19 protein-coding genes are annotated in these 20,805 nt (G+C 62.8%); 15 read left to right on the forward strand and 4 right to left on the reverse strand.

Features of this window, described 5'->3' with window-relative positions:
- Positions 1 to 164 precede the first annotated feature (164 nt).
- Genes SM765_RS13595 through SM765_RS13605 form a run of 3 tightly spaced genes read right to left on the reverse strand, consistent with a single transcriptional unit; the run spans position 165 to position 3,567 of the window.
- Positions 165 to 1,016, reverse strand: a complete 852-nt coding sequence (locus SM765_RS13595; protein ID WP_065271602.1) for a DMT family transporter — start codon at positions 1,014 to 1,016, stop codon at positions 165 to 167.
- A gap of 58 nt (positions 1,017 to 1,074) precedes the next feature.
- On the reverse strand, positions 1,075 to 2,751 hold the full coding sequence (locus SM765_RS13600; RefSeq protein WP_274835539.1) for a Na/Pi cotransporter family protein: 1,677 nt from the start codon (positions 2,749 to 2,751) through the stop codon (positions 1,075 to 1,077).
- Between the two features lie 15 nt (positions 2,752 to 2,766).
- Entirely contained in the window at positions 2,767 to 3,567 is an 801-nt protein-coding gene (locus SM765_RS13605) for a DeoR/GlpR family DNA-binding transcription regulator (protein ID WP_274833303.1), read from the reverse strand.
- Between the two features lie 187 nt (positions 3,568 to 3,754).
- Between SM765_RS13605 and SM765_RS13610 the strand changes: the two genes are divergently transcribed.
- Positions 3,755 to 5,305, forward strand: coding sequence for a sulfatase-like hydrolase/transferase (locus SM765_RS13610; protein ID WP_368981547.1), 1,551 nt, complete (start codon positions 3,755 to 3,757; stop codon positions 5,303 to 5,305).
- 93 nt (positions 5,306 to 5,398) lie between these two features.
- Entirely contained in the window at positions 5,399 to 6,655 is a 1,257-nt protein-coding gene (locus SM765_RS13615) for a glycerate kinase type-2 family protein (protein WP_274838231.1), read from the forward strand.
- A 27-nt stretch (positions 6,656 to 6,682) separates the two neighbouring features.
- On the opposite strand, the gene hpaR is transcribed toward SM765_RS13615, so the two are convergent.
- Positions 6,683 to 7,117, reverse strand: a complete 435-nt coding sequence (gene hpaR / locus SM765_RS13620) for a homoprotocatechuate degradation operon regulator HpaR (protein ID WP_065271606.1) — start codon at positions 7,115 to 7,117, stop codon at positions 6,683 to 6,685.
- A gap of 119 nt (positions 7,118 to 7,236) precedes the next feature.
- Here hpaR and SM765_RS13625 point away from each other — a divergent pair, with 119 nt between their 5' ends.
- The 13 genes from SM765_RS13625 (at position 7,237) to SM765_RS13685 (ending at position 20,205) form a co-directional block, all read left to right on the forward strand.
- Entirely contained in the window at positions 7,237 to 7,629 is a 393-nt protein-coding gene (locus tag SM765_RS13625) for a 5-carboxymethyl-2-hydroxymuconate isomerase (RefSeq protein WP_274838230.1), read from the forward strand.
- Entirely contained in the window at positions 7,629 to 9,137 is a 1,509-nt protein-coding gene (gene hpaE / locus SM765_RS13630; protein WP_274838229.1) for a 5-carboxymethyl-2-hydroxymuconate semialdehyde dehydrogenase, read from the forward strand. Before SM765_RS13625 ends, hpaE begins: the two co-directional genes overlap by 1 nt.
- Positions 9,138 to 9,179: 42 nt before the next feature.
- Positions 9,180 to 10,031, forward strand: a complete 852-nt coding sequence (gene hpaD / locus SM765_RS13635; protein WP_274838228.1) for a 3,4-dihydroxyphenylacetate 2,3-dioxygenase — start codon at positions 9,180 to 9,182, stop codon at positions 10,029 to 10,031.
- A 25-nt stretch (positions 10,032 to 10,056) separates the two neighbouring features.
- Positions 10,057 to 11,037, forward strand: a complete 981-nt coding sequence (gene hpaD / locus SM765_RS13640) for a 3,4-dihydroxyphenylacetate 2,3-dioxygenase (protein ID WP_274838227.1) — start codon at positions 10,057 to 10,059, stop codon at positions 11,035 to 11,037.
- A gap of 104 nt (positions 11,038 to 11,141) precedes the next feature.
- Complete coding sequence (locus SM765_RS13645) at positions 11,142 to 12,566, forward strand: pyridoxal phosphate-dependent decarboxylase family protein (RefSeq protein WP_274838226.1); 1,425 nt, start codon at positions 11,142 to 11,144, stop codon at positions 12,564 to 12,566.
- A complete protein-coding gene (locus tag SM765_RS13650; RefSeq protein ID WP_274838225.1) occupies positions 12,566 to 13,423 on the forward strand; it encodes a fumarylacetoacetate hydrolase family protein in 858 nt (285 codons plus the stop codon). The genes SM765_RS13645 and SM765_RS13650 overlap by 1 nt, the downstream gene beginning before the upstream one ends.
- A complete protein-coding gene (gene hpaH, locus SM765_RS13655) occupies positions 13,420 to 14,220 on the forward strand; it encodes a 2-oxo-hept-4-ene-1,7-dioate hydratase (RefSeq protein ID WP_274838224.1) in 801 nt (266 codons plus the stop codon). Before SM765_RS13650 ends, hpaH begins: the two co-directional genes overlap by 4 nt.
- A 43-nt stretch (positions 14,221 to 14,263) precedes the next feature.
- Complete coding sequence (locus SM765_RS13660) at positions 14,264 to 15,034, forward strand: HpcH/HpaI aldolase family protein (RefSeq protein ID WP_274830356.1); 771 nt, start codon at positions 14,264 to 14,266, stop codon at positions 15,032 to 15,034.
- Between the two features lie 209 nt (positions 15,035 to 15,243).
- Positions 15,244 to 16,419, forward strand: coding sequence for a substrate-binding domain-containing protein (locus SM765_RS13665; protein WP_274833292.1), 1,176 nt, complete (start codon positions 15,244 to 15,246; stop codon positions 16,417 to 16,419).
- Between the two features lie 134 nt (positions 16,420 to 16,553).
- A complete protein-coding gene (locus SM765_RS13670; protein ID WP_065271616.1) occupies positions 16,554 to 17,333 on the forward strand; it encodes an ABC transporter ATP-binding protein in 780 nt (259 codons plus the stop codon).
- The gene (locus tag SM765_RS13675) at positions 17,326 to 18,048 is read left to right on the forward strand and encodes an ABC transporter ATP-binding protein (protein ID WP_274838223.1); all 723 of its coding nucleotides are present in this window, start codon (positions 17,326 to 17,328) and stop codon (positions 18,046 to 18,048) included. The genes SM765_RS13670 and SM765_RS13675 overlap by 8 nt, the downstream gene beginning before the upstream one ends.
- 58 nt (positions 18,049 to 18,106) lie before the next feature.
- Positions 18,107 to 19,138, forward strand: a complete 1,032-nt coding sequence (locus tag SM765_RS13680; protein ID WP_065271618.1) for a branched-chain amino acid ABC transporter permease — start codon at positions 18,107 to 18,109, stop codon at positions 19,136 to 19,138.
- Positions 19,135 to 20,205, forward strand: a complete 1,071-nt coding sequence (locus SM765_RS13685) for a branched-chain amino acid ABC transporter permease (protein ID WP_065271619.1) — start codon at positions 19,135 to 19,137, stop codon at positions 20,203 to 20,205. The genes SM765_RS13680 and SM765_RS13685 overlap by 4 nt, the downstream gene beginning before the upstream one ends.
- The last annotated feature ends 600 nt before the right edge of the window (positions 20,206 to 20,805 follow it).

Here is a 20,805-nt window from a genome sequence, read left to right on the forward strand (position 1 = left end):
CGCAGCGCGACGCCCAAATGGGTCCAGATTCGCCCAAAAGCCCCTGTTTATCTTGATCTTAATGCGCCGCATTGGAAATGTGGCCGCTAACACTTTGCGCGCCGCCCGGCGTTGCGTCAACGCCCATGCCCGAAGATTGAGCAGTCGGCGCGGCTTGATGCCCATCACAAAGACGTTCCGATCAGTGCAACGCCCCCCGCCATCAGAACAGCCGCTCCCAGACGGCGGATCCAGTTGCCCTCTTTCAGGAAAACGAATCCGATCAGCGCGGCAAAGATGACCGAGGTTTCACGCAGCGCCGAGACCGCCCCGAGGGGGGCAAAATTCTTGGCATAAAGAACCAGACCATAGGCTGTCATCGACACCAGACCGCCGCCGATCCCGATGATCCAGGTGCGCGGGCGCAGGGCTGCCAGAGTGTTCCGCTTGCGCAGCCCGATGAAACCGGCAACGAAGAGATGCAGAAAGGCGCCCCAGGCCCAGTAGCTGAGCGTATTGCCAGACAGGCGCACCCCCAGACCATCGGTCAGCGAATAGGCAGAAATGCAAAACCCGGTACCAACGGCATAGCCAAGCGCCGCCCTCCCCACGCCGCTTTCGACACCCGAGCGCAGCGCCTGCCAACTGCTGAGCTGGATGCCCAGGGCGATCAGCGCAATACCGCCCCAGGCCTGCAGCGGCAGCACCTCCCCAGCAAAAATCATCGCCCAAAGCGCCACCAGCGCCGGAACAATGCCCCGGGCGATGGGATAGACGACGCTCAGATCGCCATGGGCATAGGCCCGCCCAAGCATGTAGAAATAGCCAAAATGTATCAGCGTGGAGGCCAGCACGTAGGGCATGCTTTCCGGCGCGGGCAAGGGCAGGAGCACCACCATCGCCGCGCCGGGGATCACATGACCCAGCGCCACAAGCCCGAGCATTGTGGTGCGGTCGGCGGCGGTTTTTACAATTGCGTTCCAGACCGCGTGCAGCATGGCGGCAGACAGGATGATCGATACGACGAATAGGGTCACGGCCGCAGGGCACCTTTCATGACAGGAGAGTTCAGGGCATTTCCGGCGGCGATCACTGTCAGCCTGCCGGTTCCGGTGTCATGTCCTCGATCAGACGCGTCTCCAGCAGCTGCCCGTTGCGATAGAGCACCGGATAGGACACCGCCGCGATATGACTGTTGAACTCCCGCAGCGCCCGCAGCGTCTCCAGATGGATGTCCGAGGATTCAAAACTATCAGCCACCCCGCGTTGCAGCCGTTTCAGGTGCCGTTTGCGGCTGTCGCGCTCCATCCGCTTGACCTCGGTCTTTTCCAGGTTGAGCAGCCGCGCGCTTTCCAGATCGTCCGAGATCAGCACGTTCGAAGCCAGCCGCAGATTGGCCATGATGGCTTCATGCATGCGGGTGATTTCGCTCCAACCGTCGCTGGAGAACCGTAGGCCCTTACGGTTCAGATCCCCGGCCAGCGCCGCCAGCCGCGCGGCAGCAACATCGCCGGCGGTTTCCAGACGGATCGCATATTCGACCATCTCCCGTGCAGTTTTCAGCTCGGCCCTGTCAAAGCTGTCCTCGGGGATGCCCGCCACATAGGAACGGATCCCGGACAGGCAGGCGTTGACCTCATGATCGAGCGCCTGAACTGCCTTGATCTGCGCAGCGTCACCACTGCGGTAAAGTTCGGGCAGCGGGCGGAACATCGACTCGATCAGGCCAGACATGCGCAGCAACTCGCGCTTGAGATCGGCCACCGCCTGCGCCGGGGAGGCATAATCGCCCGGCACCAGCGCGCTGACCGGACGGCCCGGCACCACATCCTCGGGGGCGGCTGGTTCAGGTAGCAGCCGGATCATCAGCCCCTGCATGGGACGGCACAGTGGCAGGGCCACGCACAGAAGCGATGCGTTGAAGGCGAGATGCGCATAAACCAGCGTCTGCCCGCCTTGCAGATCGCCCAACAGCCCCTCGCGCAGGGCTTCGTTGGCGGCCACAAGGCAGATCACTGCCCAACTGCCGCGCAGCCCGAGATTGGCAAAGGGGATCCGCCGGGCCTGGATCGCCATGCCCCGGCTCAGCCAGATCGGAATGAAGGCCGAGCCGAAGTTCGCCCCAAGCACCAGCGACAGACCGGCGGCAAAGGGCAGCGCTCCGATCTGCACCAGCGTGACGCACATCAGGATGGCCGCGACCGAAGAATGCATCACGAATGCCAGCGCCCCGCCCACAAGGAAGGCGGTGATGTAATCGCGCGCCAGATAGCCCGCAATGGCAGGCAGAAAGGCGCTGTCGCGGATCGGATCCATCGCCTCGCGCAGGAAACGCAGAGAGATCAAGATAAAGGCAACCCCCAGCAGGATCCGCCCCAACTGGCGGGGTTTCTTGGCTTCGGTCTTCACGAACAGGTAGCCACCGATGGCCAGCAGCACCGGCACCAGCCAATCCAGCCGGAACGACAGGATCTGAATGATCAGCGCCGAACCGAGATCGCCGCCCAACACGATGGCCAGACCCGCCGGAAAGGCGAGATAACCACTGGCGGCAAATCCCGTCACCAATAGCGCCACCGCAGCCGAGCTTTGCAGCACCAGCGCCAAACCGATCCCGGACAGCCCGGCCTGCACCTGACTGTCGGCGCCGGTCAGCAGCCGCTGGAAAGAGGCGCCATAGCTGCGCTCGATGCCGGTGCGCACCATGCGCACGGCAAACAACAGCAGCATCGTCGCCCCGGCCAGGCTGATCAGAAAGGTCAGTATCGCCATGTCTGTCTTCGTACCTCAGTCTTCTTTTTCATTATCTGCCTGCTCAGCGATGACGGTGCTGATCCCCCAGTCCGCCAGCGCCTTTGTCAGTTTCTTCCCCGGCGGCAGGTCGGTCACGAGAAGGTCCAGTTCCTCCGGCGCCGGGCCGCGATGGGGGGCCGTCTTGCCGAATTTGGGATGCGCCAGCACCACGATCACCCGCTCAGCACCCTCTGCGGCCACCTGAACCAGCCGTGCCTCGGGGGCGTTCTGGTACAGAACTCCGTGTTTGGCCGATAGGGCATCCGCCGACAGAACCGCCACATCAAACGCGAACCGACCGGCCTGCTGCTCTGTCACCGGTCCGAAGGTGCCCCGTTCATCGCCCTGCATTTCGCCGCCCAGAACATGCACCCGGTTGCCATTGTGGTTCGACAGGACCTGCGCCACGCCGATGGAATTGGTCACCACCGTCAACCCCACCTTCTGCCGCAACGCCTCCGCCACAAAGGCAGTGGTGGATCCGACATCCAGAAACACCGTCATGCCATCACCGATCTCCGCAGCCGCGGCCTCGGCGATGCGGAGCTTTTCCTCCGGGTTTTCACCGATGCGGCGAAAAAAACTGGCGCCTGCCTGCGCGCCTGTCAGATGCGCCCCGCCATGCACCCGTCCGATCAACCCCGCCTTGGCCAGCGTCTTGATCGTGCGACGCACGGTTTCTTCCGACACATCCAGCACCCGCGCCAGTTCAGCATTACGCCCCGATCCGCCCAGATGGCGCAGGGCGTCCATCAGTTCGGCTTCGCGGCGTGATAAAGTCGGAGCAGTCGGCATGCTGGTCGGCCTCAATACCCAAGATGGAGCGCGTTTTAGACCTCAAAATGGCCAAAACCACAAGTTAAATCCACACAATTCCACAAATACCGGTCAATAGTCACATGATTGTGTGGTACAGAAAAGACTTTCCAAACCCCGAAGGGCGGGATTATCTGGCAAAAGACAGCCTGAGAAGAGACGCGCCATGGCCCAACCGGATCAACCCCGGAAGAATGTTCTGTTCATCCTCATCGACCAGCTGCGGGCCGATTCCCTGACCGGCGCCCTGGCCGAGCATGTGGAACTGCCAAACCTGCGCGCCTTCATGGAAACCGCCGTCACCTTCGAGCGCAATTACACGGTGGTGAACCCCTGCGGCCCTTCGCGCGCCTCGATCCTTACCGGGCAATACGCGATGAACCACCGCTCGGTCCGCAATGGCACGCCGCTGCGCCACGATGCGCCGACGCTGGCCGGAGAAATGCGCAAGGCAGGCTATCTGCCGATGCTGTTCGGCTATACCGACACCTCCCGCGATCCTCGGGTGCATCACCCGAACGACCCGGCGGTGCAGACCTATGAATACCACATGGCCGATTTCCACGAGATGTTGGAGATGCGGCTCGAAATGTCCTACCCGTGGCGCTCCCACCTGATGAACAGGGGCTACACCTTTGACGACTACTGGGATCTCTACAAACCCGTCTCGCCCACTGGCGGCGCGCCCCGCCTCAACGATCCGGCCCCCTACCGGGCCGAGGACAGCGACACCGCCTTTCTGACCGACCGGTTTCTGGCCACCATGCCCGCCTATGGCGATCAAAGCTGGTTCGCGCATCTGACCTATATCCGTCCGCACCCGCCGCTGGTGGCGCCTGCGCCCTATAACGATATGTACGATCCCGCCGCGCTACCCCTGCCCAACCGGCTGGCCGATGCAGAGGCCGAGCGCGCCTTGCATCCGTTTTTCGGCCCTGCCATCGATGCGGTGACGCCCGCCTCCACCGTGCTGGGCTTTCCCGATCTGGGCGACGATGACGACGTGGTACAGACACTGCGCGCGATCTACCTGGGGCTGGCAAGCGAGGTGGACGCCCATATCGGACGGGTCCTGCAGTTCCTGAAGGACAGCGGCCAGGAGGACAACACCCTTGTCATCATCAGCGCCGATCATGGCGAGATGCTGGGCGACCACCACAGTTGGGGCAAGTTCTCGGTCTATGACGCAGCCTACCAGACGCCGCTGATCGTGCGCCTACCGGGCAATGGCGCGCGCGCTGGGAGCAGGGTGCAGGAGATCACCGAGTCGATCGACCTGACCCCCACCATTCTGGACTGGGTCGGACAGGAGATCCCGAATGCGATGGACGGCACCTCCCTGTTGCCGCTGCTGCAGGGTGAGGCACCCACGGACTGGCGCCGCTATTCCTATTCCGAACTGGACTTCGCAGACCCCGCCACCACCGGCGCAGGCGCCTTTGGCATCCGGCCATCGGAGGCCTCTCTCGCGATCCTGCGCGATGAGCGGTTCACCCTGGTCGAGTTCGCAGCCGACCTGCCGCCCATCTTGTTTGATCACCAGGGCGCAGGGGAAATGGAAAATGTCGCCGGGGATCCCGCCCTGCAGGCAGATCTGGCGCGGCTGACCCGCACCATGCTGCGCCACCGGATGAAGAACGCCGACCACACGTTGTCGCTGCACGAGATCACCACCAACGGGCCGCGCGCGCACCGGCGTCAGCGCCCCGGCGGTTGACGCTGCCCGCATCTATCGGGCAGAAGATTTTGCGAATTTAGCGATAACATCCCGGTGCCGCCCGGATGCCGCGATCTGACAGGGATGATGCCCATGACCGACCTCCGTGACACCGCCCTGGAACTATTCTCTGCCGCCGTGGAACGCGCCGATCCAGCGCTCGCCCTACGCCGTCAGATTACCGCGCATCCGCTGCCGCCCTGCCCCGAGGGCGGGCGCACCCTGATCCTCGCCGTGGGCAAGGCCGCTATCCCGATGATGCGCGAGGCGCTGGAGCATATTCAGCAGCCCCGGGCGGCGCTTGTGGTGACCAACCCGGAAAACATCTGCGATCTGCCCGGGGCGCGCGTGCTGGCGGGCAGCCATCCCGTCCCGGATGAGGCCAGCGCCGCAGCGGGCCGCGCGGTGATCGACTTTCTTGCAGGCACCACCCCACAGGATCGGGTGATTGCCCTCATGTCGGGCGGCGGTTCCGCCCTGATGGTGGCGCCTGCACCGGGTCTGACCCTCGCGGACAAGGCAGAGGTCGGGCGTCTGCTGCTGGCCTCGGGGCTTGAGATCAACGAGATGAACCTGGTCCGCCAGCAGCTGTCAGACCTGAAGGGCGGCGGGCTATTGCGCCATGCGGCACCCGCCCCGGTCACGGCCTACTTACTGTCGGATGTTATTGGCGACGACCTGCGCGCCATTGCATCCGGTCCGACTGCGTCCCCCATCGGCACCCGGAGCGACGCTCGCGCGGTGCTGGAACGGGCGGGCATCTGGACGGATTGCCCTGCAGCGGTACAGGCGCATCTGTCTGCTCCCGAAACGCCTGCCAACCTGCCAGAGGCTGAGAATATCCTGATCGGATCGAACCGGCATAGCCTAGCCGCCATGAAACAGGCAGCAGAGGGGTGGCAGGCAGAGATCGTCAGCGATCATCTGACCGGAGATGTGGCGGAAGCCGCCGAAACCGTTATCGCGGCCGCGCAAATGGCGGCAACTGACCTGCCCGTCGCAATGATCTTTGGCGGGGAAACCACAGTGCGGCTGGCCGGTGACGGCTTGGGCGGGCGCAACCAAGAACTCGCGCTGCGGGTGGCGCAGCTGGGCGCCGCGCAGCTCTCTGGCAACTGGCTGTTCCTCTCGGGCGGTACCGATGGGCGCGATGGCCCGACCGATGCAGCAGGCGGACTTGTCGGCCCCGGCACCTGGCAGGCCATCCGGGACGCCGGGCAGGACCCCAAGGCGCTTCTGGCCAATAACGACAGCTACGCCGCGCTCAAATCCGCAGATGCATTGCTGATGACCGGCGGCACCGGCACCAATGTCGCCGATGTCCAGGTCTTCCTGCGCCTGCCCGATTAAGCCTCGGCCCAAAGGCCTAACGACGCCCTAGAGGTCGATCTTGTCCAGATCGTTCAGCAAGTCGAGCAGTGCCTCATAACGCTCCTCACCCATTTTGTTCCGGGTCCGGGCGGCCAGTTCCATGCTGGCACCGATATTGTCATCGATGATCTGCTCTCCTGCTGCGGTGATCGTGATCACCTGACGGCGCCGGTCGCTCTCGTCGCGGCTGCGGCTGATCAACTGTTTTTCCTCAAGCTTTTGCAGAATGCGGGTCAGGCTAGGCAGCAGCAGGCAGGCCTCTTCCGAAATCTGGGTCGGGTCTGTAGGCCCGCTTTCCTGCACCACGCGCAGCACCCGCCACTGCTGTTCAGTGAGGTTCACGTCGCTCAGGAGCGCTCGAATCGGGCCCATGACCCGCTCACGCGCCCGCAACAAGGCAATCGGCAGCGAACGGTCGGTGGATGGCAGTGCTTTTGTCATGTGCGTTTATCACCTCAAAATCAGGCAAAACGCAATTGGAATGGACGATATCCCGCACAGTTGACCACCGGCGCGGATTTTGCTACACATGTTAATGATCTAGGGAGGAGCACGGATCAGTGCCCCATATCACGGTGGACTATTCCCCGAATGTCGCAGGCTATGCGGATATTGCCGGTCTGTGCAACCGGCTGCGCCTTGCGGCGGCGGACACCGGCGTGCTGCCCCTTGCCGGGATCCGGGTGCGCGCCTTTGCCGCGACCCATGTCTCGATTGCCGATGGCGATCCGCAGCACGGGTATGTGGACATTGCAGTCCGCCTGCGCGGCGGCCGCGATCTGGACACCCGTAAACGGGCCACGACGGAGATTTTTGAGGCCGCGCGGCGTTATCTGGAACCCGCCATGCAGGCCCACTCCCTCGCGCTGTCGTTTGAGATGCGCGACATCGCCCCCGATCTTTCCCCCAAATGCGGCACCATCCGCGACCATATGAAGAAGGCAGAGCAGTGATGAGCGATCTGGCCAGCAATATCGAGAAACTCAGCGGCTATCTGGCGCGTTTCAAGGACACCGGTATCCAGAACCGCATTGCCGGGCAGGATATCGCCGGATCCGGCGGTGTGTTCCAGTCGACCTCTCCGGTGGACAAGAGCGTGATCTGCGATGTGGCGCGCGGCTCTGAGGCGGACGTGGACCAAGCCGCTGCCGCTGCCAAGGCAGCCTTTCCGGTCTGGCGCGACATGCCCGCCACCGAGCGGCGCAAGATCCTCTTGCGCATTGCCGATGCAATCGAGGCCCGCGCCGAGGAAATCGCGCTCTGCGAATGCTGGGACACCGGCCAGGCCCTGCGGTTCATGTCCAAGGCCGCCCTGCGCGGGGCTGAGAACTTTCGCTATTTCGCCGATCAGGTGGTGCAGGCCCGCGATGGCCAGCACCTGAAATCACCGACCCTGATGAATATCACCACCCGCGTGCCGATTGGCCCGGTGGGGGTGATCACGCCGTGGAACACGCCCTTCATGCTGTCCACATGGAAGATCGCGCCTGCCTTGGCGGCGGGCTGCACCGTGGTTCACAAACCGGCCGAGGATTCGCCCCTGACCGCGCGCCTGCTGGTCGAAATCGCCGAAGAGGCAGGCCTGCCGCCGGGTGTCCTCAACACCGTCAATGGCTATGGCGAAGACGCGGGCAAGCGCCTGACCGAACATCCCGATATCAAGGCCATCGCCTTTGTCGGCGAAAGCCGCACCGGGAGCCTCATCACCAAGCAGGGTGCCGATACGCTGAAGCGGGTGCATCTGGAGCTGGGCGGCAAGAACCCGGTCATCGTCTTTGACGACGCCGATCTGGACCGCGCGCTGGATGCGGTGATCTTCATGATCTATTCGATCAACGGCGAACGCTGCACCTCTTCCTCGCGCCTTCTGGTGCAGGACAGCATCCGCGACGAATTCGAGGCCAAGCTGGTGGAGCGCGTCAATCGCATCAAGGTGGGCCATCCGCTCGACCCCACCACCGAAATCGGTCCGCTGATCAGCAAGGAGCATTTCGACAAGGTAACCTCCTATTTCGGCATCGCCCGCGAAGATGGCGCCACAGTTGCTGCAGGGGGTGAGACCGTAGGCGACGAAGGTTATTTCGTGCGCCCCACCCTGTTCACCGGCGCCGACAACCAGATGCGCATCGCGCGCGAGGAGATCTTTGGCCCGGTGCTGACCTCAATCCCCTTCAACACCGAGGAAGAGGCGCTCGAGATCGCCAATGACACGCCCTACGGGCTGACCGGCTATGTCTGGACCAACGATCTGACGCGCGCGCTGCGTTTTACCGACCGGCTTGAAGCTGGGATGATCTGGGTGAACAGCGAAAACGTGCGCCACCTGCCCACCCCCTTTGGCGGGGTCAAGGCCTCCGGCATCGGCCGCGACGGCGGCGACTGGAGTTTCGAGTTCTACATGGAGCAGAAGCACATCGGTTTCGCCACCGGCCAGCACAAGATCGCGCGCCTCGGCGCCTGATCACCCTTTCGGAAACGCGCGCAACCTTTCGGGAGGAGACCCATGGGAGAGATCGTTCTTGCCGCCAAGATGACCCACGTGCCCACCATGCTCATGTCCGAGCAGGAGGGCCCCATCAAAGGCACCCGCCAGCCCGCCATCGACGGGCACTATGAGATCGCCCGCCGGGCCAAGGCGCTTGGCGCTGATACGGTGGTGATCTGCGACACCCATTGGGTGATCAACGCGGGCTTTCACATCAACGCCAACAAACGCTTCGAGGGGCTTTTTACCTCGAACGAGTTCCCGCAGTTCATCCAGGATCTGCCTTACGGCTATGACGGCAACCCCGAGCTGGGTGATGCCATCGCGAAAGAAGCCTCGGACCGGGGCGCCTATACGCTGGCGCATCATCTGGACAGTCTGGAGCTGGAATACGGAACCCTTGTCCCGATGCGGTTCATGAGCCGCGAGCACGACATGAAGGTCGTCTCTGTCGCGGCCTGGGCCACGGTTCATGGCCATGACGAAAGCCGTATCGTGGGCGAAGCCATCCGCGCCGCCGTTGAAGCCTCAAACAGCAAGGTGTTGCTGGTTGCCTCCGGCTCCTTGTCCCACAAGATTTGGGCCAACAAGGACTACGCCGCCAACAATGGCACCTTCACCATCAGTTCGGAGTTCAACCGCCAGATGGACCTGCATGTGCTGGAGATGTGGAAGAACGGCGATCACGCGACCTTCCTGAAAATGCTCAGCGAATATGCGCAATTCTGCTGCGGTGAAGGCTCGATGCATGACACGGCGATGCTCTATGGCGCGCTGGGATGGGATGCCTATGATGGCAAATGCGAGGTGGTGACGCCCTATTTCCCCAGCTCCGGCACCGGCCAGACAAACGTGATTTTCCCGGTCTGAACGCCGGATCAACAAGGAGGCACAGATGCCCGTTCCCGCCCCCGTACTCTACCCGCCCTTCAACATCGTCCGCCTCAGCCATGTGGAATATGCGGTGACGGACCTTGCCGCCAGCCGCGCCTTTTACGTGGACACGCTGGGCCTTCAGGTGACGCATGAGGATGACGCCCGCATCTATCTGCGCGCGATGGAGGAACGCGGTCATCACTGTATCGTGCTGGTGCAGGCAGACAGCGCATCGGTAGCCGTTCTGGGGTTCAAGCTGTTTGACGAGCCGGATCTGGACAAGGCTGCGGATTTCTTCGCCGCCAAGGGCCTGCCTGTGGAATGGGTGGAGCGCCCGCATATGGGCCGCACATTGCGCACCCGCGATCCCTGGGGCATTCCGCTGGAGTTCTACGTCAAGATGGACCGGCTGGAGCCGATCCACCAGAAATACAGGCTCTATAACGGGGTAAAACCGCTCCGCATCGACCATTTCAACATGTTCTCGGCCGATGTGGATGCCAGCGTTGCCTTCTACAACGAGATCGGATTCCGCGTCACCGAATACACCGAAGATGACGACAGCGGGAAGGTCTGGGCCGCCTGGATGCACCGCAAGGGCGGCGTGCATGACGTGGCCTTTACCAATGGTCTTGGCCCGCGCCTGCATCACACCGCCTTTTGGGTGCCGAACCCGCTGGCCATCATCGACCTACTCGACCTGATGGCGACCACCGGTTACGTGGACAATATCGAGCGTGGCCCCGGACGGCACGGGATCTCCAATGCGTTTTTCCTCTATGTGCGCGACCCGGACGGGCACCGGATCGAGATCTATTGCTCGGATTACCAGACTTGCGATCCCGACCTTGAGCCGATCAAATGGTCGCTTACGGATCCGCAGCGTCAGACCCTCTGGGGCGCCCCCGCGCCGCGCAGCTGGTTCGAGGAAGGGTCAAGTTTTGAAGGGGTAGAGCCACAGCCCAGCGCCCTGACCGCGCAGCCGATCATTGCACCGTAGAACAACATCAGGACAGCGTCTGACCTTGGGGAGGCGAGAGGCGCCCTCCCAGAGGGAAGGTCAGGCGCGGTCCGGGCCAAGGCCCGTACATTGGAGCTTAACTTATGAAATGGGATGAATTCTCAGACTGGGGCCGCAAGGTCGCCGACTGGGCACAGGACTATCACCTGACCGTGGGCGAAAAACCCGTGCGCGCCCGCACCGAGCCGGGCGAAGTGCTGAACGCTCTGCCCAGCCGCCCGCCCGAGGCTGGGATCGGCATGGAAGAGATCTTTGCCGACTTCGAAGAGATCGTGATGCCCGGCATCACCCATTGGCAGCACCCGCGCTTCTTTGCCTATTTCACCTCGAATGCCGCGGCGCCCTCGGTATTGGCGGAGTTCCTCGTTTCTGCCATCGCGCCGCAATGCATGCTCTGGCAGACCTCTCCGGCGGCGACCGAGATGGAAACCCGGATGATGGATTGGCTGCGTCAGGCGCTGGACCTGCCAGAGCCGTATCAAGGCGTCATTCAGGACAGCGCCTCTTCGGCCACCCTGGCGGCGGTGCTAACCATGCGGGAAAAGGCGCTGAACTGGAAAGGCAACGAAGAAGGTCTGTTCAACCAGAAACCGCTGCGCATCTATTGCTCCTCCGAAGTGCATACCTCGATCGACCGCGCGATCTGGGTCGCGGGCATCGGCCAGCAGAACCTGGTGCGGGTGCCGATCAAGGGTGATTGGCGCGGTATGGATCCCGCAGCGCTGGAGGCGGCGATCGAGGCGGACATCGCCGCAGGATTGCAGCCCGCAGGGGTGATCCTCTGCGTCGGCGGCACCGGCACCGGCGCCACCGATCCCGTTGACAAGGTGATGGATGTGGCCGAGAAATACGGCCTTTACACCCATGTGGACGCGGCCTGGGCCGGGTCGGCGATGATCTGCCCCGAGTACCGCCACTACTGGCCGGGGATTGAGCGCGCCGACAGCATCGTCTTCAACCCGCACAAATGGCTCGGGGCGCAATTCGATTGCTCGGCCCATTTCCTGAAGAACCCCGACGATCTGGTGCAGACGCTGGCAATCAGCCCCGAGTATCTGAAGACCCACGGCAAGGACGGCATCATCAACTATTCCGAATGGTCGGTGCCGCTGGGCCGCCGCTTCCGGGCGCTGAAGATCTGGTTCCTGATCCGCACCTATGGGTTGGAAGGGCTGCGCAACCGCCTGCGCAACCACGTCAACTGGTCGGTGCAACTGCATGACAAGCTCGCCGCGACACCGGATTTCGAGATCGTGACCCCGCCCATGTGGTCGCTCTGGACCTTCCGCTATGCCCCCGAAGGCGCCACGGATCTGGATGCGCTGAACCTGGCGCTGGTCAATGCGATCAACGATGACGGGCGAATTTACCTGACGCAGACCCGCGTCGATGGCGATCTGGTGATCCGCTTCCAGGCGGGTCAGTTTGAAACCACGGAAGGCGACGTGATGATGGCCCATGATGTCATCACCGAGATCGCCGCCAGCCTGACAGAAGGAGCCGATTGATGCGATTTGCCACCTATAGCGCCAATGGCGAGACCTATTACGGCGCTGTCACGGACGAGGGCATGGCCGCCCTGTCGCCCGGGTTCCCACATTGGCCGACCCTGCGCGATGTGATCGCCGCCGATGGGCTGCATGATTTGGCAGTGGCTGCCAAAGGTCACCCGGTGACCCACCCCAATGGCACATTCACCTACCAGATCCCCGTGCCCAACCCGGAGAAAATCATCTGCGTCGGGGTGAACTTCCCTGACCGCAATGCCGAATACAAGGACGGCCAGGAAGCGCCGCCGAACATGTCGCTGTTCATCCGCTTCCCGCGCTCTTTCAGCGGGCAAGGCCAGCCGCTGATCCGTCCGCCGGAAACACCGCAGCTGGACTATGAAGGCGAGATCGCGATTGTCATCGGCAAGGGTGGCCGCCGCATCAAGGCCGAGAACGCCTATGACCATATCGCCGCCGTAACCCTTTGCAACGAGGGCACCCTGCGCGACTGGGTGCGCCATGCGAAATTCAACGTGACGCAAGGCAAGAACTGGGACAACTCCGGCGCCATGGGGCCGTGGCTGGTGCCCTTTACCTCGGCCGCGCAACTGGATGATGTACGTCTCACAACTCATGTGAATGGAGAGCTGCGCCAGGACGACCGCACCAGCCGGATGCTGTTCCCGATCTGCCGCCAGATCGAATATATCTCGACCTTCACCACGCTGGTGCCCGGCGATGTGATCGTGACCGGCACCCCCACCGGCGCGGGCGCGCGGTACGATCCGCCCCGCTTCCTCAAACCCGGCGATGAGATCAGGGTCGAGGCCGAAGGCATCGGCACGCTCACCAACACGGTAGAGGACGAAGCATGACGCCCGACCAGCACGCAGAGGCCGCCGCAACCCTGCTGAGGGCTGAGGAGAGTGGCCAGCAATGCGGGCTCTTGTCCCTCGCCTATCCCGGCATGACGCTGGAAGATGCCTACGCCGTGCAAAAGGCACTGGTGGCGCAAAAGCAGGCGCAGGGGCGGAAGAAAATCGGCTGGAAGATCGGCCTCACCAGCCGCGCCATGCAGCAGGCGCTGAACATCACCACGCCCGACAGCGGCGTGCTGCTGGATGACATGGCCTTTGAGACAGGCAGCACTGTGCCCGCCGGGCGCTTCATCCAGCCCCGTGTCGAGGCAGAGATCGCCTTTGTGATGAAAGCACCGCTGGCTGGTGCCGATTGCACGCGCGAGGATGTCATCGCCGCCACCGACTATGTGGCGCCTTCGCTGGAGATCCTCGACACGCGCATCCTGCGCGCCGATCCCGCCACCGGGCAGGCGCGTATCATCACCGACACCATCAGCGACAATGCCGCCAATGCGGGCGTGGTTCTGGGCGAGGCGCGTCACGACATCGACGCGCATGATCTGCGCTGGGTCGGTGCCATCGCCACCCGCAACGGCACGGTCGAGGAAACCGGCCTTGGTGCCGGGGTGCTGAACGATCCCGTCACATCCGTGCTGTGGCTGGCGCGCCGCATGGCGAAATATGGACAACAGATCGACGCCGGGGATATCGTCCTCTCGGGGTCGTTCATCCGGCCCATCGAATGCCCTCCAGGCAGCGAGATCACCGCCGATTTCGGCCCCTTTGGCCAAGTCGCCATTTCATTCGCCTGACCGCCCCTACCTGACCGCCCCAATTTGACCAAAGAGGTTTTCCATGCCCGCACCCAAGAACAGCTTCAAACAGGCCCTCGCCGAGGGACAGCGCCAGATCGGTTGCTGGATGAGCTTTGCCGAACCCTCCGTGGCCGAGATCATGGGCACCTGCGGCTTTGACTGGCTGGTGGTGGATGGCGAACACGCGCCCAACGACATCCGCTCAATCCGGGACCAGCTGATGGCGCTTGAAGCCTCAGACAGCCATCCGGTAGTGCGCGTCCCGATTGGCGAGACCTGGATTATCAAGCAGGTGTTGGATGCGGGCGCCCAGACCGTTCTGGTGCCCATCGTCGAAAGCGCCGAACAGGCCGAGGAATTGGTGCGCGCTTGCAAGTACCCGCCCCATGGCACACGCGGTGTCGGCGCTGCAGGGGCGCGGGCCAGCCGGTTCGGATCGGTCAGCGAATACATCCAGACCGCAGATCAGGAGATCTGCCTGCTGGTGCAGGTGGAAAACCGCGCCGGGATTGCCGCGCTGGATGACATCCTGCAGGTCGAAGGCATCGACGGCGTCTTTATCGGCCCGGCAGATCTGTCGACCGACATGGGCCACCAGGGCAATGCCGCCCACCCCGAAGTGCGCGCGGTGATCGCGGGTGCGCTGGAACATATCCGCGCTGCAGGCAAGGCGCCCGGCATCCTTGGCGTCACCGAAGAGGCGACACAGGCCTATTTCGACATGGGCGCACAGTTCCTTGCGGTGGGTCTGGATGTGCTGATCCTGGCCCAGAACGCCCGCAAGCTGGCCGCCGACTGGAAGGCGCGCTAAGCCTCAATTGCCTCCCTGTCAGCCCCATTGGCGCAGAGGTTCTTCATTCGCAGGCCCGCAGTGGTTTCCCCGCTGCGGGCCTGCTACGTATTTCCCTGCAATTGACCGGTTTTACCTTCCGCCAGTAGCCTGCAATCACAGGAGCGAGAGCGCGCCAGGACCAAGGGAACACCCCGAAAGAGACCGGCGCGACATCAGGGAGGACAACTATGAAACGCGCTATTCTTGCGGGTATGGTGTCGGCGCTTGCCTTGGCTTCGGCCGCAGCAGCAGACATCAAGATCGCCCATATCTACGGCAAAACCGGCCCCTATGAGGCCTACGCCAAACAGTCCCATGACGGGCTGATGCTGGGGCTGGAATATGCCACCGGCGGCACCATGGAGATCAACGGCGAAAAGATCGTCGTGATCGAAAAGGACACCCAGCTGAAGCCGGAAAACGGCAAGGCCCTCCTGGAAGAGGCCTATGGCGATGACGAAGTCGATCTGGCCATCGGTCCGGTCAGCTCGGGCGTGGCGCTGGCCATGCTGCCGGTTGCCGAGGAATATGAAAAACTGCTGATCGTCGAGCCCGCTGTGGCCGACAGCATCACCGGCGCCAACTGGAACCGCTATATCTTCCGCACCGGGCGCAACTCGTCGCAGGACGCGGTCTCCAACGCCATCGCGCTGGCCGGTGAAGACACCCATATCGCCACGCTGGCGCAGGACTATGCCTTTGGCCGCGATGGCATCGCCGCTTTCAAGGAAGCGCTGGAAAGCGTCGGCAGCGACGTTGCGCACGAAGAATACGTGCCCACCGACACCACCGACTTCACTGCAGCCGCCGAGCGGATCTTCAACGCGATGAAGGATCTGGACGGTAAGAAGAAGCTGTTCGTGATCTGGGCCGGTGGCGGCAACCCGATGAGCAAGATCAACGCCATGGACCCCAGCCGGTTCGGCATTGAAATGGCAACGGGCGGCAACATTCTGGCGGCGATGAAGGCCTACAAGGAATTCCCCGGCATGGAAGGCGCAACCTACTACTACTATGAGATCCCGCAGAACCCGGTGAACGACTGGCTGGTGAAAGAGCACGAAGCCCGCTTTGGCGCGCCGCCGGATTTCTTCACCGCAGGTGGCATGACCGCCGGTATCGCCGCAGTCGAGGCCATCAAGAAGGCCGGTTCGACCGACACCGAAGAGCTGATCACCGCGATGGAAGGCATGGAATGGGAAACCCCCAAGGGCACCATGATGTTCCGCGCCGAAGATCACCAGGCTCTGCAGCCCATGTATCACTTCAAGATCAAGGTCGAAGACGGCGTTGAATGGGCGGTCCCGGAACTGGTGCGCGAGCTGAGCATCGACGAGCTGCCGATCCCAATCCGCAACCAGTAACCCTTCAGAACCAGCGGTCCGGGGCGCCATGCCCCGGACCGCCCTTTGTCCGGCCTGGCCATCGCATGGCCCATTTCCGCAGTCCCGGTGCCCGTTGTTTCAGGCACCCCGGCGCGGGCAGACCAGAGACTGACATGACTTCCTCTCCCATATTGAGTACCCGTGATCTGACGGTCCGATTTGGCGGCCACGTGGCTGTCGATGCGGTGACCTGCGATTTTCATCCCGGGCAGCTGACTGCGATTGTCGGCCCCAACGGCGCGGGCAAGACGACCTATTTCAACCTGATTTCAGGCCAGATCCCTGCCAGCGCCGGGCGCGTCTTCCTGCATGACCGCGATATCAGCGGCCAGTCGGTCTCTGCCCGCACCCGCGCCGGGATCGGCCGGGCCTTTCAGCTGACCAATCTGTTTCCCAACCTGTCGGTTCTGGAAAACGTGCGTCTGGTGGTGCAGGCCAAATCGGGCCGCAGCTTCAACCTGTGGTCCATGGTCTCGCGCCACGGAGATCTAACCGCCGAGGCCGAGGCGATCCTGCAGCGCGTGCGCCTGCTGGAACAGCGCGAACAGGTGGTTTCAGAGCTGTCCCACGGCAATCAGCGTAAACTGGAAGTCGCGCTGCTGATCGCGCTCGATCCCGCTGTCTATATGTTCGATGAACCCACTGCAGGCATGAGCGTTGATGAGGCTCCGGTGGTGCTGGACCTGATCGAGGAACTGAAAGACCAACGGAACCGCACGATCTTGCTGGTCGAACACAAGATGGACGTGATCCGCACCCTCGCCGACCGCATCATCGTTTTGCACAACGGCGCCCTTGCCGCTGATGGTCCCCCGGCCGAGGTCATGGCCTCGGATGTGGTGCAGGAGGCCTATATGGGCCGGGGCCTCGAAGGAGTACTGGCCGATGTCTGATCCGATCCTGAAACTCGAAGGCGTCTATACCAACATCGCGCAATATCACATCCTGCAAGGGGTGGATCTGCAGGTGCCGCGCGCTGCCGTGACCATGCTTCTGGGCCGCAACGGGGTCGGTAAGACCACCACCCTGCGCACCATCATCGGCCACTGGCGCGCCCATAAGGGCCGCATCCTGTTCGATGGCGAGGATATCACCAAACTGCCCACCCCGGCGATTGCCCGCTTGGGGCTGGGCTTCGTGCCTGAGGACATGGGAATCTTCGCTGATCTCACGGTCGAGGAAAACATGGTGCTGGCCGCCGTCTCCGGCCCGATCAACTCGGCCCGGCTCGACTGGATCTTTGCCGCCTTCCCGCCGCTCAAGACCTTCTGGAAATCCGAGGCCGGGAACCTGTCGGGCGGGCAAAAACAGATGCTGTCGATTGCCCGCGCCATGGTCGAGGAACGCAAGCTTTACCTCATCGACGAGCCGACCAAGGGTCTGGCGCCCGCCATCATCTCGACCATGGCGCGCGCCCTGAAGGATCTCAAAGATCAAGGCGCCTCGGTGCTGTTGGTGGAACAGAACTTTGCCGTCGCCAAGGCGCTGGGAGACAGTGCCAATGTGATGGACGACGGGCGGATGATCTGGTCCGGCGAAATGCAGGAGCTGGCAACCGATGCGGCCCTGCAGGAACGCCTGATGGGCCTCAGTCTGGAGGCACATTGATGACTGTCCTGACGCCAATTCGCCCTGAACAGCAGATAAACCTATTGGGAGGCCAGCCATGAGCGCCGCACCTGAACACGCCCCCAAGATGGCCGACGTTTCACTGCGCGACCGTATCGCACCGCATATGCCAGTCCTGCTGGTGCCGCTGATCGCCATCGCCGGGTTCCTCGCCATCCAGAACCCCTCAAGCTGGCTGACTCTGACGGTGTCGGGTCTGGCCATGGGGATGATGATTTTCATCATGGCTTCGGGCCTGACGCTGGTCTTTGGCCTGATGGATGTGATCAATTTCGGCCATGGCGCCTTTGTCTCGGTCGGGGCCTTTGTCGGCATTTCGGTGCTGCTGCTCCTTGGGCATATGACCGAGGCGCCCTCGCTGCTCCTGAACCTTACGGCGCTGCTGGTGGCGGTGCTGGGCGCCATGATTGCCACTGGCATCATGGGCTGGGCCTTTGAAAAGGTGATCGTGGAGCCGGTCTACGGCCACCACCTGAAGCAGATCCTGGTGACCATGGGCGGGCTGATCGTTGTGGAACAGCTGATCGTCGTGCTCTGGGGCCCCGAGGAAATCTACATCCTGCGTCCCGAGGCGCTGAAAGGTGCCATCACCTTTGCCGGGGCCGCGATCGAGAAATACCGTCTGGTCGCCGTTGGTGTCGGCCTTGCGGTCTTTCTCGCCATGCGCTGGGTGCTGCGGCGGACAAAGATCGGCCTGATCGTGCGGGCCGGGGTCGAGAACGGTGAGATGGTACAGGCGCTAGGGTACAGGCTGCGGCTGGTGTTCGTCGGTGTCTTCATCGCCGGGTCCGCGCTCGCGGGTCTGGGCGGCGTGATGTGGGGCCTCTACCAGGAGGTCGTCACCGCCCATATGGGTAATCAGGCGATGATCCTGATCTTCATCGTGGTGATCATCGGTGGGCTTGGCTCGGTCGAGGGCTGTTTCATCGGCGCCCTGCTGGTCGGGCTTTTGCAGAATTACATCGCCTTCATCGAACCCAAGGCGGCGCTGATTTCCAATATCGCCCTGATGGTCACCATCCTGATGTGGCGCCCGATGGGCATGATCCCGGTGGTAAAAGCAAAATGATACGTACCCTTCTTTCGGGCGATATGCCCCGCTCCGTGCCGCTGGCGCTTATTCTTGGTGTGATCCTTGTCTGCCTGGCGCTGGCGCCCTTCCTCTTTCCCGGAGTGCGCACGGTGGATACGGCAGCACGCATCTGCATCTTCATTGTGTTGGTCGCCAGCTACGACCTGCTGCTCGGCTATGGCGGTATCGTCAGCTTCGCCCATACGATGTTCTTTGGTATCGGCGCCTACGGGGTAGCGCTGGCCTCGACCCATCTGGGGCGCGGCTTTGACTCCATCGCCATCGGCGCCATCGCCGGAGCAGGCGTTGCAGCGCTTCTGGCGCTGGTGATCGGCCTGTTCTCCCTGCGGGTGCGGGCGATCTTCTTTGCCATGATCACGCTGGCGGTGGCTTCGGCTGTCGCGGTGCTGGTCAGCCAGCTCTCGGGCCTGACCGGCGGCGAAGACGGGCTGACCTTCAAAACCCCGCGCGAGCTGGGACCGGCCTTCAAATTCGGCAAGGAAGCCTTCGACGGCCAGCTGTTCGGGGTGAAACTGAACGGCAAGCTCCTGGCCTATTACTTCGTTTTCATTGGCGCGCTGGTGCTGTTCCTCGGGCTGCTGCGGGTGGTGAACTCGCCCTTTGGCCGTGTCCTGCAGGCAATCCGCGAAAACGATTTCCGGGCCGAGGCAATCGGCTACAAGGTGGTTTACTACCGGGTAGCGGCCACCTGCCTCTCGGCAGCGGCAGCTGCTCTCGCTGGCGCGCTCTATGCGGTGTGGCTGCGCTACGTGGGGCCGGACACCTCACTGTCGATGGAGATCATGATCGATATCCTACTGATGGTGGTGATCGGCGGCATGGGAACAATGTATGGCGCAGTCGTTGGCGCAACGCTCTTCGTGCTGGCGCAGAACTATCTGCAAAACCTGATGGGCGCCGCGTCCGAGCTGACCAGCGCTCTGCCTCTGCTACCGGACCTGCTCAATGCGGACCGCTGGCTGTTGTGGCTGGGCGTCCTGTTCATCCTCAGCGTCTATTTCTTCCCGACCGGTATCGTAGGCCGCCTGCGCAACAGCGGATAGGGTCCCCGGGTCAAGGGCGGCGCAGCCGCCGCACCACAGGTGCGGTTCACCCTTGACGCGGATACATACCCAATAATCGATCTGGCGCCTTGAGAGGCAGAATTGCCCCTCAAGGCGCCTCTCAGCAAATCCCTGCGCCGCGCAAGCGGCGCCAGACCCAACCAACAGAGACGGATCTTCGATCCGGCAATGGTGGGCGGGAGCCCACCTGACCTCAGGCACCGCTATCGAGACATTGGGGGCTAGACAGACAAACAGGGCGCCGAGAGAGAGCGGCACCCTGTTCAAAACTACGCAAATATCAGCCCGGCACCGTCAACGCCGCCAACCACCAATCCCAAGGTAGGGATGCAATGTCCGACCACTGCCAAAGGGGGGGCAGGATGGCGGGCCGGACGGGACTGGTTGTCAGCGACGTCAGGGACAGTGCAGGATCTCAAGACCCCGCGGGAATAAGTAAACCTTACCGTATTTCGGAGGCTGCGCCTATCTGCCCGAAGGGGCAAACAGCCGGGCCATTTTTGCGTTAACCTAGCCAAAAGGATAGATGTTGCTGCTGGTACGCGGCAACGCGCTGTGGACCGGGGGCTGGGGGCTGAT

Source organism: Pseudophaeobacter sp. 1A09344 (genome assembly GCF_041008745.1).
GTDB classification, from domain to species: domain Bacteria; phylum Pseudomonadota; class Alphaproteobacteria; order Rhodobacterales; family Rhodobacteraceae; genus Phycobacter; species Phycobacter gallaeciensis_A.